The organism is Aeromonas sp. 600527 (assembly GCF_049175415.1).
GTDB lineage: Bacteria > Pseudomonadota > Gammaproteobacteria > Enterobacterales > Aeromonadaceae > Aeromonas > Aeromonas veronii_A.
Genome location: NZ_JAAKVA010000001.1, coordinates 107,482 through 119,392, shown reverse-complemented (window position 1 = coordinate 119,392; position 11,911 = coordinate 107,482). Strand labels below are relative to the sequence as shown.

Below are 11,911 nucleotides of genomic sequence, written 5' to 3'. Positions count from 1 at the left end.
CACGCTGCTTTCACTCACGCTCGATTAGCACCTAACCCAGTTGTTTGCGCAGCACAAATTTTTGCACCTTGCCGGTGGAGGTCTTCGGCAGCGGGGTGAAGATGATGCGTTTGGGGGCTTTGAAGTGGGCCATCTGCTCCCGGCAAAAGGCGATCAGCTCCGCCTGGGTAGTCTCTCGCCCCTCTTTCAATTTCACGAAGGCGCAGGGTACCTCCCCCCACTTCTCATCGGGCATGGCGATCACCGCCGCTTCGTCCACATCGGGATGGCGATAGAGCACATCTTCCACCTCCAGACTGGAGATGTTCTCACCGCCCGAGATAATGATGTCCTTGGATCTGTCCTTGATCTCCACATAACCATCCGGGTGCCACACCGCCAGATCGCCACTGCGAAACCACCCCTCCGCCATCGCCTCGGTGCTGGCCGCCGGATTTTTCAGATACCCCTTCATCACCACATTACCGCGCAGCACTATCTCCCCCATGGTTTTGCCATCTTTGGCTACCGGCTCGCCACTGACCGGATTGATAACCCGCATCTCCCCCTGCAGAGGCGATGCAACCCCCTGCCGCGCCTTGAGGCGGGAGAGCGTGGTGGCATCCTGACCTTGCCAGCTTCTTTGCGGTTCGCACAACACGCAGGGGCCATAGGTTTCGGTCAGGCCATAGACGTGGGTCACAGCGATCCCCATCGCCTCCATCCCGGCGATCACGGTGGCGGGGGGCGCAGCGCCGGCGGTCATCACCTTGATGGGGTGATCCAGCCCCTGCTTGAGCGCCTGATCGGCATTGTTGAGCATATTGAGCACGATGGGCGCCGCGCAGAAGTGGCTCACCTTGTGCTCGTGCAGCGCCTCATAAATGGCGGCGGCCTGCACATGACGCAGGCAGACGCTCACCCCGGCGGTGGCCGCCAGGGTCCAGGGGAAGCACCAGCCGTTGCAGTGAAACATCGGCAAGGTCCAGAGATAGACGGGATGTTTGGGCAGCTCCCAGGAGAGTACGTTGTTGATGGCGTTGAGGTGGGCACCGCGATGGTGATAGACCACGCCCTTGGGGTTGCCGGTGGTGCCGGAGGTGTAGTTAAGGGAGATGGCCTGCCACTCATCTTGTGGCAGCCAGCCGGGCTCATCGCCGTTACCAGTGGCAATAAAGGCCTCATAAGTCAGTTCACTGACAAGCGCCCCCTCCCGGTAGAGGGGATCGTCGATGGCGATGACCAGCGGTTGGCGCTCCAGCAGATCCAGTGCCTTGCGCACCACGGCGCCAAACTCCCTGTCCACCAGCACTACCTTGCTCTGGGCATGCTGAAAGATAAAAGCCATCGACTCAGCATCGAGCCGGATATTGATGGTGTTGAGCACGGCGCCGCTCATGGGCACCCCAAAGTGGGCTTCAAACATCGCCGGGATATTGGGCGCAATGATGGAGACGGTATCCCCCTCCCCGATACCGTGAAGCCGCAGGGCCGAGGCAAGCTGGCGGCAACGGCGGGCGGTCTCGCCCCAGCTCTGGCGCAGCGGGCCGTGGATCAGCGCCAGATAGTCGGGATAGACCCGCTCCGCCCGCCCCAGAAAGCTGATGGGGGTCAGGGCCTCGAAATTGGCGGCGGTTTTGGCAAGGTCACGCTCATAGATGTTCTGCACTGGCATCGGGTTCCTTCCTCACAGGTGGCACAAAACGGGCAGTTTCGGGATGATTCAGAGATCAGCAAGCGACATGGGCATCCTGCCCGTCACTGGTCTCTTATGGGGATGACAGCGTAACAGCGAGCCTGCAGCGTCAGGTATTAGCAAAACGTCTTAGAGGAAGAGCGGAAGAGGCATTCGGTGCGAGTACGGGCAAGCGAGCCCCCGCCAATGGCGAAGGCTTTACCTCAATCATCGTTAGTGACGCACCCGCCCCTGCTGGCGGAAACAGTAGAGTTTAAGGCTGATGTCGGCGATATCGGCGGGAAGCTCCTCTCCCTGCTCGGCCAGGGGTCGGTAGAGGGATGAGAGCAGACGTTCGGCCTGCTGCACCGTGATGATGTTGGCCTGGATGGCCGGGGTGATCCAGCTGGGTAACATTGACATATCTCCCCCTCGTTGATCCGGTGATCTCGGGTGAACCTCTTCATTTCAGGTCTTACGCAGTTGTCTGCCGACCCGCTCACCCTCTGCTTCACCCAATCAAAGCAAAATGCTTGCCGTGATCTCTTATCGGCCAACATCTGATGGGGCTGGAGCCATTTATCAACCACTTGCGTGGCCATCTCAACGAACAGAGCCCTTGCTCAAAGCCTCCCTTGACCTGCCCCCGTCAGCACTTTGCCACTGTGGCATTCTGCTCACCGCCCGCCTTGCAAATTGCGACTCGAATTGCTCCTTATCACACTGGCAAAGCCCGCCATGCGCCGGAAACTGGTCACTTTTAGTCCGTTGTCGCCAAAGTCAGACACTTTTTCATGGTGGCTATTTTTTGACCTTGCCAGCGCCTGTCGCAGACCCATCCCCCTCGCCTTGTCCGGCCAGCCGGTTGTGACAAGATGGCGCCAGATTGGAAGAGCCCGTATGGGTATGCAGGAGAAGAACAAGATGAACAGATCCATGATGGCAGGTATCGGTATTGGCATCGCCTCGGCCCTGGCACTCTCGGCGGCGGCCAGTGGCTCCCTCTTTACACCCCAGCCCACCTTTGCCGAGGTGATCGCCAGCAAGCCGATCACCGAGAGCATCAAGACTCCCCGACAGGAGTGTCGCAACGTCACCGTGACCCATCGCAAGCCGGTACAGGATGAGCACAAGATCCTCGGCACCGTGGTTGGCGCGGCGCTGGGGGGCGTGGTCGGCCACCAGTTTGGCGGTGGCAGCGGCAAGAAGGTGGCCACCGCAGCCGGGGCAGTCGCGGGTGGCTATGCCGGTAATCAGGTGCAGGGCAATATGCAGGCGGGCGATACCTACACCACCACCGAGCAGCGCTGCAAGACGGTGCAGGATACTAGCGTCAACACCATAGGTTATGACGTGACCTATCGTCTCGCAGGTCAGGAGGGGGTGATCCGCATGAAGCAAGCCCCCGGTGCCACCATTCCGGTCAAAGATGGCAAATTGGTGATCGACCAGCCAAAAGTGTGATTTCTCCTGACCCCACTCAGCAGCAGGCCCGCCTCTTTCGAGGCGGGCCTGTGTTTTTGGGCGGCTTGATTTCATTTTTTCAAATAACGGCACGCACCACTCACGGCACCCGAACTATCACCCTTTGCAGCACTTCTTCACCGCCCGCACCACGTTCTGATAACCGGTACAACGGCAGAGGTTGCCCGACAGCCCGCGGCGGATCTCCGCATCGGTCAGCGGACGGCGTTCGGTCTTGTCGAGCAATGCTGCGCTCGCCATCACGAGGCCCGGGGTGCAAAAGCCGCACTGCACCGCCCCCTCGTCGATAAAGGCCTGTTGCACATCGGAGAGCTCATTCCCCTTGCGCTCCCCCTCCACGGTACGAATGGATTTGCCATCGGCCCAGACCGCCAGATAGAGGCAGCTGTCGATAGCCGTGCCATTCACCCGCACGGTACAGGCGCCGCACTCACCGACACTGCACCCCTCTTTCACACTGATCAGCCCCTGCCCACGCAGGAAGTGGAGCAGCGACATGGTGGGCGACACAGCATAGGTGTAGGGTTTACCGTTGATCTCGCACTGGATCTCTACGGCGGGACAGCTTTGCGGTTGCATCATAGGATCTTGCCTCCGGCACGTTCGACTGCGCAGGCGACCACCCGCTGCGCCAGGGTTTTGATAAGGTGCAGGCGAAACTCCTTCTCTGCCCGCCAGGAGGATCGCGGCGCCACATCGGCTACCACCACCTCGGCAATCGCTGCCAGTGTAGCGCGAGTCAGGGGTTGCCCCTCGGCTGCCGCTTCTGCGTGCGGGGTACGCACCGGGGTCGGGGCCGCCACCCCATAGGCCAGCCGCAGACTCTTGAAGTGACCATCCTCAATCTGACAGTAGGCGGCGCAGCCGATGGTGGCGATATCCATGGCATCGCGCATGGCGTATTTGAAGTAGTGGGAGCCCACCTGGGGGTGAGTATCCGGGGCGAAATGAAACGCCACCAGGATCTCCGCAGGTTGCAGCGCCACCTTGCCAGGGCCGGTATGAAAACCGGCGATGGGGATGCGGCGTGTGCCGTTAGGACCAGCAATCTCAAGCTCGGCCTCCAGCGCGACGGTAGGCGCCGCCGAGTCGGCACTGGTGGCGCCGTTGCAGATGTTGCCGCCATAGGTGGCGACGTTGCGGATCTGCGGGCCGGCGATGGTAGCGGCCGCCTCGGCCAGCATCGGCAGGCGGCGCTGCACCAGTTCGTTCTCGATGAGCTCGGTAAAGGTGGTGCCGGAGCCGATGCGGATAGAACCGTCAGCCAGCTCGCTCACCCCTTTGAGTTCGGGCAAGTCGTGAATATCGACGATATGACGATAGGCGGCGTTGAGGTGATGCAGCTGGATCATCACATCGGTGCCACCAGCCAGCAGGCGCGCCTCGGGGTCGGCCTGACGCAGGGCGACCGCCTCGGCCACGCTGTGCGCCTTGTAGTAACGGGCAATATCAAACATGGTGTTGCTCCTCCCCTGATCCCTCGCCAATCAAACCCGCCGCGACAAACTCCCGGAACAGGGTTTTGGGGGTGATGGGCAACTCGTTGATGGCGACGCCGGTCGCCATTCTAATGGCGTTACGGATGGCGGGGCCCGGCGAGATGATGGGCGGTTCCCCCAGTGATTTGTGGCCATAGACCGACTGGGGCTCATAGGTCTGCACGAAGTCGCATTCGAGCTCGGGCAAATCCAGCATGGTGGGGAACTTGTAGTCGAGCAGATTGGGGTTGCGCACCACGCCGGTCTTGGCGTCGATGATCATCTCCTCGAACAGGGACCAGCCGATCCCCATCCCCATGCCGCCATGCACCTGCCCCTCCGCCAGCTGCGGATTGAGGATCTTGCCCGCATCGTGCAGGTTTATGATGCGATTGATGGTCACCTTGCAGAGATCGATATCGACGCTGAGATCGACAAAGGTGCAACCAAAGCTCGGCGGATTGGTGGTGGTCTTGTGGGAGACCTCGGAGGTGATCTGGCCGCCGATAGTGAGGTGGTAGTAGGCGTTGACCGACACCTCGGCGACGCTGATCAGCACCTTCTCCGGCGCACCGGCCAGCACCACGTAGCCGTCGATCAGGGTGAGCGATCCCACATCCTGATGGCAGAGCTGGGCCGCCAGCGACAAAATGCGGGCCCGCAACTGCAGCGCCGCCTGATGGATGGCTGGGGCCGCCACATAACTCTGGCGCGAGGCGAACGAGCCCGGATCATAGGCGGTGATGTCGGTATCCTGAGTCGAGATCACCCGGATCTGCTCAAACGGAATGCCCAAGGTCTGGGCCGCCATCTGGGCAAAGACGGTATCCGACCCCTGCCCTATCTCGGTGGCACCGATCTGCAGATTGACGGTGCCATCCTGATTGAGCAGCATGCGAGCGCCGGCAATTTCGACCCCCACCGGATAGGTGTTGGAGCCGTAGCTGAAACAGGCCACCCCGATGCCACGGCGCACCCGACTCGCAGGATCCTGCGCCAAGCACTCGGCCTTGAGCCGATCCCACTCGAACATCTCGCGACCACGCAGCAGGCAGTCCGGCAACCCGGCGCTGTAGATGGTCTTCTGGTTGACCTGATTGACATCGCCTTCCCGCGCCACGTTGGCGATACGCACATCGAGCGGATCCAGCCCCAGTTCGGCGCAGGCGTCATCCAGCATGCACTCGAGGGCAAAAATCACCTGGGGCGCGCCGTAACCGCGCATGGCACCGGCGGTGGGCAGGTTGCTGTAAACGGTCTTGGCGTCGTAGCCAAAGGCGCTGCGCGGATAGAGGTAGCTGATCTTGTTGCCCCCGGCGCTGGCGATGGAGTGGCCGTGAGAGGCATAGCCGCCGGTGTTGGAGAGCACGTCGAGCTGATAGCCTTTGAGGGTGCCATCGCGGTTGAGGCCAATCTTGCCATCGATGGCAAAGCCGTGGCGGGTGCGGGAGGCAAAAAAACACTCCTCCCGGCTCAAGGTCACCTTGACCGGCACGCCGCCGAGTTTGTAGCTCAAAAACGCCGCCATCGGCTCTTCCAGCACATCCTGCTTGTTACCAAAACCGCCGCCCATATAGGGCTTGATCACCCGTACGCTCGACCAGGGCAGACCGAGGGATTTGGCCACCCGGCTGCGCACTATCTGGGGGATCTGGGTGCTGCTGACCACTATGATGTGGTCCGGCTGATCCATGTAGGCGTAGCAGGTCACCGTCTCCAGATGGCAGTGCTGCACCACCGGCGTCCGGTAGTGCCCCTGAAACTGCAGATCGGCCGCCGCAATGGCCTGCTCCGGGTCATTGGCGCGAAGCTGGCTTTGGCGCAGCAGATTGCCGCTCGGGTGGATGGGATAGGCATCGTTGGCCAGCGCACTTTCGGCATCCGTCATCACCGGCAGCGGCTCGTAGGTCACCTTGACCAGGGCGGCAGCCTTCTCGGCCACCAGCGGATCACGGGCTACGACTATGGCGACCCCATCGCCAAAGTGGCGTACATGGTCGGTGAGCAGGCGGCGGTCTTTCACATCCCGTTTCGCCTCATCGAGAGACCAGGCGTGACCGGCGGTGCGAAAACAGGTGGTGGGGACATCTTCATGGGTAAATACGGCTTCGACCCCGTGCAGGGCCAGCGCTTCGATCGCATCGATGGCAAGCACCTTGCCGTGGGCAATATTGCTTCGCACGTACTTGGCGTGGCGCATCCCGAGCATGATGTTGTCATCGGTATAGCGGGCGCTGCCGGTCACCTTGGCCTCGGCATCCACCCGCTGGAGCGGTAATCCTATGGACATATGCAAGTCCTTTTTCGAATGGAAAAATCTGGAACCGGCATAAAAAACAGCAAGATATGCGCCTGTTTCCCGCCCTCATCAGGAGAATGGGGAGAAGTGTGAAGGGGATCCCATCTAGCCCGCTTTTGTTGGCCCGCAGCGACAAGCCAGGGGCAACCCCTGAGCAAACGGGGCACATTTGCGGTGAAAAAAGCGGCAGAGCGAGGAGAGCAAAGGTGGGAGCCTATCAATCTGGTAGGAGGATTTATCAAAATGGTATCGCGATGTCCCCCCCAACTGCGGAGACGGCCGAGACGTGATAGTCAGCATGAGCGGGCTAAAAATAACAGGCATAAAAATGGGGCCGCCAGTGCGGCCCCAAACGGGCGGGTTATCCCTAAATAGCCCACCCCCCAGCATAAAAGAGCACCAGTGCCAGGGCGATGACCACGGTGCCGACGTTGAGCTTGTGCCACTCCTTCGAGCAGATGCGGCCGATCACCAGCGAGCTGAAGCCGAGCATGATGCCGGTGACGATATTGCAGGTGAGCACGATAAAGACCGCACACACTAGCCCGGACATGGCCCCGACAAAGTCATCGAAATCGAGTTTGGTGACGTTGCTCAGCATCAAGAGCCCCACATACATCAGGGCTGGCGCGGTGGCATAGGCCGGCACCAGATAGGAGAGCGGCGAGAGGAACAGCATCAGCAGGAACAGGCCGCCCACCACAGTCGCGGTCAGGCCGGTTTTGCCTCCCGCCGCCGTGCCCGCTGCCGATTCGATATAAACGGCAGCCGGTGCCGCCCCCACAAGGCCGGAGAAGATGCTGCTGACCGAGTCGGCACTGAGCGCCTTGCCGCTGTTGATAATGTGACCCTCCTTATCGAGCAGGTTGGCCTGCCCCGCCACGGCGCGAATGGTGCCGGTGGCATCAAATACCGCGGTCATCACCAGCGCCAGCACGCTGGGCAACACCAGCGGCGAGAGCGCCCCCATGATATCCAGACTGAAGATCAGGGACTGACCCTGCGCGTCCGAGAGGCTCGGCAGGGCGAACAGCCCCTGATACTTAACCGCCGGATCGAAGATAAGGCCGAAGATGGAGATGGCGATGATCACCAACAGGATCCCGCCCGGGACTTTGAGCTTCTCCAGCCCGAAGATCACCGCAAGGCCGATCAGGGACATGATGACCGGCATAGAGGTAAAGGCCCCCAGCGCCACCGGCAGCCCCTCCAGCGGGTTCTTGATCACCAGCCCCACCCCGTTGGCGGCGATAAGCAGCAGGAAGAGACCGATCCCGATGCCGGTGCCGTGGGCAATCCCCATCGGCAGGTTGTCGAGGATCCAGCTACGCACCCCGGTCACCGAGATGGCGGTAAACAGTACCCCCATCAGGAAGACGGCCCCCAATGCCACCGGAATGGGGATCTGCTGCCCCAGCACCAGACTGAATGCAGTAAACGCCGTGAGGGAAATAGCGCAGCCGATGGCCATCGGCAGCTTGGCCCAGAGCCCCATCAAGAGCGAACCGAACCCCGCCACCAGACAGGTGGCGACAAACACGGCGCCGGGGGGAAAGCCCGCCTTGCCGAGCATGCTCGGCACCACGATCACCGAGTAGACCATGGCTAGGAAGGTGGTGAGGCCCGCCAGCACCTCCTGTCTGACGTTGCTGCCCCGCTCGCTGATCATAAAGTAGCGATCGAGAGCGGTGAGCGGTTGCTGTTGTGATACGGTCTTGCCGGTGTCTTGACTGGCCAGCCCTTCCACGCTGTTTGTCCTGCTGTTTGCTTGGGTCATACCCAACTCCTTCACACGCGCCTGAATGTTTCATGACGAAATGGCGACAGGATCTGCGGGTCTGCCGAGCGCCAGTCTGATGAGACACAGGCGATGGCGGCAGAGGATGCGACAGACAGACCAGGGCAGGCAGCCTTGACTCAAACGTTTGCCTTGCTGGTCAAAAAAACCGGGCCATTTCACGTTCTATGGGGGGAGATCCCCTGTGGTGCGGCAAGACTGGCGCCCCTGTGGGGCACGCCAGCCGCCGTATTCGTCGGGGCTGCGCCGCGGCAGCCCACTCCAGCCCCTACCCCCGTTCATGCACCAGCTGGCCATCCACGTAGGTGCGATAAATGGATCTGTCATCCCCCAGGGTCAACAGCACAAAGAGCTTGTCCCGCAAGGTGGTGGAGTTGTCATAACGCAGCTGCTGCAGCGGGGTGGCGACCGGGTCGAGCACCACGAAGTCCGCCTCCTTGCCCACCGCAAAGCTGCCGATCTTCTCATCCAGCCCGAGCGAATGTGCGCCGCCCAGGGTCGCCAGATAGAAGGCCTGATAGGCCGAGAGCCGCTCACCCTGCAACTGCATCACCTTGTAGGCCTCGTTGAGGGTCTGCAGCATGTTGAAGGTGGTACCGGCGCCGATGTCGGTGCCCATCCCCACTTTCACCTGCTTGCGCCACGCCTTGTGCAGCTTGAAGAGGCCGCTGCCGAGATAGAGGTTGGAGGTGGGACAAAACGCGATAGTGGAGTTGGTCTCTTTCAGACAATCCCACTCCTGCTCTTCCAGATGGACGCAGTGGGCAAACACGCAGTTGTGGCCGGTGAGGCCGTGCTGGTGATAGACATCGAGATAACCCTTGTGCGCCGGGAAGAGGGATTTGACCCAGGCGATCTCGTCCTTGTTCTCGCACAGATGGGTGTGCAGATAGGTGGTGGGAAACTCTTCGCGCAGTCGCCGCGCCATCGCCAGCTGCTCGGGTGTCGAGGTGGGTGCAAATCGTGGTGTGATGGCATAGAGCAGTCGACCGTTGCCGTGCCAGCGCTCGATAAGCTGCTTGCTCTGCACATAGCTGCTCTCGGCGGTATCGAGCAGATAATCGGGGGCATTGCGATCCATCATCACCTTGCCCGCGATCATCCGCATATTGATGCGACTGGCCGCCTCGAACAGGGCATCCACCGACTCGGGGTGAACGGTGCCGAACACCAGCGCCGTGGTAGTGCCGTTACGCAGCAACTGCTTGATAAAGAAGGTGGACATCTCGCGGGCATACTCGAGATCGTTGTAGCGCCGCTCGGCCGGGAAGGTGTGGCGGTTGAGCCACTCCAGCAACTGCTCGCCATAGGCCCCTACCATCTCGCTCTGGGGATAGTGAATGTGGGTATCGACAAAGCCCGGCACTATCATCTTGCCGCGATAATCGCGCACCCGCACTTCGGCCGGAATGCGATCCTTGCCCTCCTCCCACTCACCAAACCAGTCGATGCAGCCGTTGCGAATGATCAGCAGGCCATCCTCGATAAGGCGCGCGTTGGACTCAATCTCCTCGGGCTGATCCACCACCCGGGTGATATCGAAGAAGCTGCCGCGCACGGCTTTGACGGAGTTGTCGTATTTCATACCTCGTTCCCCTACTTTTTATTGTTCTGTTGTGACCATCAAACCCGTTCGATCTGGACGACGGCGACTGGTTTGGCATCGGCCAGAGCCTCTTCATCACGGCGGTTCGCGGTGCTGACAGGACGGGCGGTGAAAGTCACATCCGGCTTGTCGCTCAGCTGGATCACCTCCACCGCCTCGACATCCTTGATGGCCGCCTTGCGTTTGCGGCTTTGCGGCAACACCAGATTCATGATGATGGCGGTGATGCCACCGGCACAGATGGGGTTCTCCACCAGCATGTAGATACCCGCCGGCAGCACCTTGAAGACGTTCGGGTCATAGGAGACACCAAGCCCAAGACCCAGTGAGGTGGCGACAATCAGGGTCTCCCGCCGATCGAAGCCGTGGCTGATGATGATGCGACCACCGGCGATGGCGATCATCGAGAACATGATGACCATGGCGCCCCCCATCACAGGTGACGGTATGGTGGTAAAGAAGCGCCCCACCACGGGGAAAAGCCCCAGCAGCACCAGGATGACGGCGATAAACTTGCCCACATGGCGTGACGCCACTCCGGTCATCTGGATGACGCCGTTGTTCTGGGCAAAGGTGGTGAGTGGCAAAGAGCCGAGGGCCGAGGCGATCACCGAGACCAACCCATCCGCCAGTACGCCGCCGGAGAGCCGTTTTTGAAACTCGGAGCCCTGAATATCCCGGTGGGAGACCATGGCGGTAGCGGTGATGTCCCCCACCGCCTCCAGCACGCTCAACAGATAGATGGTGCCCGCCAATATAAAGGCGTGAAAATCGAAGGAGAAACCGTACTTGAACGGGATAGGCACCGTAATAAGCGGCAGGTTCTCAAGGGCGGAGAAATCCACCATACCGAGCATCAGGGCCACCGCATAACCCACCATCAGGCCGATGGCAATGCCGCTCATCCGCAGCAGCGGGCTTCGGCTGCAGTTGAAGGCGACGATGACACAGAGCACCAAGAGCCCCAGCCCGATGTGCTCATATTTGCCAAAGGTGCCGCTGCTCATGGCGGAGAAGCCGCCGCCAAAGTCGATGATCCCCACCTTGATAAGGCTCAAACCAATCATCAGCACCACTACCCCGCTCACGGTCGGGGTGATCACCCGCTTGAGGTAGGGCAGCACAAAGGAGGAGCCCATCACCAGAAAGGCACCGACAAAGGAGACCCCGAGCAGGGTCGAGACGATCAGCTCCTCATGGATGCCATCTTTTTTCATGGCGCCGCCGAGGGCGATCATCACGGTCACGAAGGAGAAGTTGACCGACTGGATGGAGAGCAGCCCAGAACCGATGGGGCCATAACGGTTCACCTGCAACCAGGTGCCGATGCCGGAGGCGATCATCGCCATGGAGACCAGATAGGCGGTGATCTCGGTGGAGAGGCCCAGGGCGCCGCCGACGATCAGCGCCGGGGTCACCATGGGGACAAAAATAGCCAGCAGATGGGTCACTGCCCCCATCAGGGTTTGATAAAACGGAGGTTTGTCTTCCAGCTCGTAAATGAGATCCGAGTGCTTGCGTGTTGTTTTAGACATCGTGTTTGTCCCATCACACAGAATGTAGGCGGAGTACTCATTCCGCCGTCAGGCGC

The 11,911-nt window shown here is 60.8% G+C and carries 9 protein-coding genes; 1 reads left to right on the top strand and 8 read right to left on the bottom strand.

The genetic code is table 11. From position 1 onward, the window contains the following. Positions 1-31: 31 nt before the first annotated feature. Together G5154_RS00550 and G5154_RS00545 are read right to left on the bottom strand one after the other, a co-directional pair. Positions 32-1,654 (bottom strand): acyl-CoA synthetase, encoded by a 1,623-nt coding sequence (locus G5154_RS00550; protein ID WP_421250073.1) that lies wholly within the window; start codon positions 1,652-1,654, stop codon positions 32-34. A 234-nt stretch (positions 1,655-1,888) separates the two neighbouring features. Then, positions 1,889-2,077 (bottom strand): hypothetical protein, encoded by a 189-nt coding sequence (locus tag G5154_RS00545; RefSeq protein ID WP_005345660.1) that lies wholly within the window; start codon positions 2,075-2,077, stop codon positions 1,889-1,891. Between the two features lie 501 nt (positions 2,078-2,578). On the opposite strand from G5154_RS00545, the gene G5154_RS00540 reads away from it, so the two are divergent. Then, positions 2,579-3,118 carry a glycine zipper 2TM domain-containing protein gene (locus G5154_RS00540; RefSeq protein WP_031227576.1) on the top strand — a complete coding sequence of 180 codons (540 nt, stop codon included), beginning with the start codon at positions 2,579-2,581 and terminating at the stop codon, positions 3,116-3,118. Between the two features lie 117 nt (positions 3,119-3,235). Here G5154_RS00540 and xdhC read toward each other — a convergent pair whose 3' ends face one another. The 6 genes from xdhC to G5154_RS00510 form a co-directional block, all read right to left on the bottom strand. After that, a complete protein-coding gene (gene xdhC / locus G5154_RS00535; protein ID WP_219263856.1) occupies positions 3,236-3,721 on the bottom strand; it encodes a xanthine dehydrogenase iron sulfur-binding subunit XdhC in 486 nt (161 codons plus the stop codon). Beyond that, entirely contained in the window at positions 3,718-4,596 is an 879-nt protein-coding gene (xdhB, locus tag G5154_RS00530) for a xanthine dehydrogenase FAD-binding subunit XdhB (RefSeq protein WP_421250072.1), read from the bottom strand. The genes xdhC and xdhB overlap by 4 nt, the downstream gene beginning before the upstream one ends. Beyond that, entirely contained in the window at positions 4,589-6,907 is a 2,319-nt protein-coding gene (gene xdhA, locus G5154_RS00525) for a xanthine dehydrogenase molybdenum-binding subunit XdhA (protein WP_421250071.1), read from the bottom strand. Before xdhA ends, xdhB begins: the two co-directional genes overlap by 8 nt. A 376-nt stretch (positions 6,908-7,283) precedes the next feature. Then, entirely contained in the window at positions 7,284-8,585 is a 1,302-nt protein-coding gene (locus tag G5154_RS00520) for an NCS2 family permease (RefSeq protein WP_421250322.1), read from the bottom strand. 397 nt (positions 8,586-8,982) lie between these two features. Further along, the gene (guaD, locus tag G5154_RS00515; RefSeq protein WP_421250070.1) at positions 8,983-10,299 is read right to left on the bottom strand and encodes a guanine deaminase; all 1,317 of its coding nucleotides are present in this window, start codon (positions 10,297-10,299) and stop codon (positions 8,983-8,985) included. A gap of 38 nt (positions 10,300-10,337) precedes the next feature. Next, entirely contained in the window at positions 10,338-11,855 is a 1,518-nt protein-coding gene (locus tag G5154_RS00510; protein WP_421250069.1) for a nucleobase:cation symporter-2 family protein, read from the bottom strand. Between the last annotated feature and the right edge of the window lie 56 nt (positions 11,856-11,911).

Bases quoted from the DNA above. Each gene is read 5' to 3' on its own strand.
- guaD (WP_421250070.1), bottom strand. From the start codon at position 10,299: ATGAAATACGACAACTCCGTCAAAGCCGTGCGCGGCAGCTTCTTCGAT.
- xdhC (WP_219263856.1), bottom strand. From the start codon at position 3,721: ATGATGCAACCGCAAAGCTGTCCCGCCGTAGAGATCCAGTGCGAGATC.
- xdhA (WP_421250071.1), bottom strand. From the start codon at position 6,907: ATGTCCATAGGATTACCGCTCCAGCGGGTGGATGCCGAGGCCAAGGTG.
- G5154_RS00545 (WP_005345660.1), bottom strand. From the start codon at position 2,077: ATGTCAATGTTACCCAGCTGGATCACCCCGGCCATCCAGGCCAACATC.
- G5154_RS00540 (WP_031227576.1), top strand. From the start codon at position 2,579: ATGAACAGATCCATGATGGCAGGTATCGGTATTGGCATCGCCTCGGCC.
- xdhB (WP_421250072.1), bottom strand. From the start codon at position 4,596: ATGTTTGATATTGCCCGTTACTACAAGGCGCACAGCGTGGCCGAGGCG.
- G5154_RS00510 (WP_421250069.1), bottom strand. From the start codon at position 11,855: ATGTCTAAAACAACACGCAAGCACTCGGATCTCATTTACGAGCTGGAA.
- G5154_RS00550 (WP_421250073.1), bottom strand. From the start codon at position 1,654: ATGCCAGTGCAGAACATCTATGAGCGTGACCTTGCCAAAACCGCCGCC.
- G5154_RS00520 (WP_421250322.1), bottom strand. From the start codon at position 8,585: ATGATCAGCGAGCGGGGCAGCAACGTCAGACAGGAGGTGCTGGCGGGC.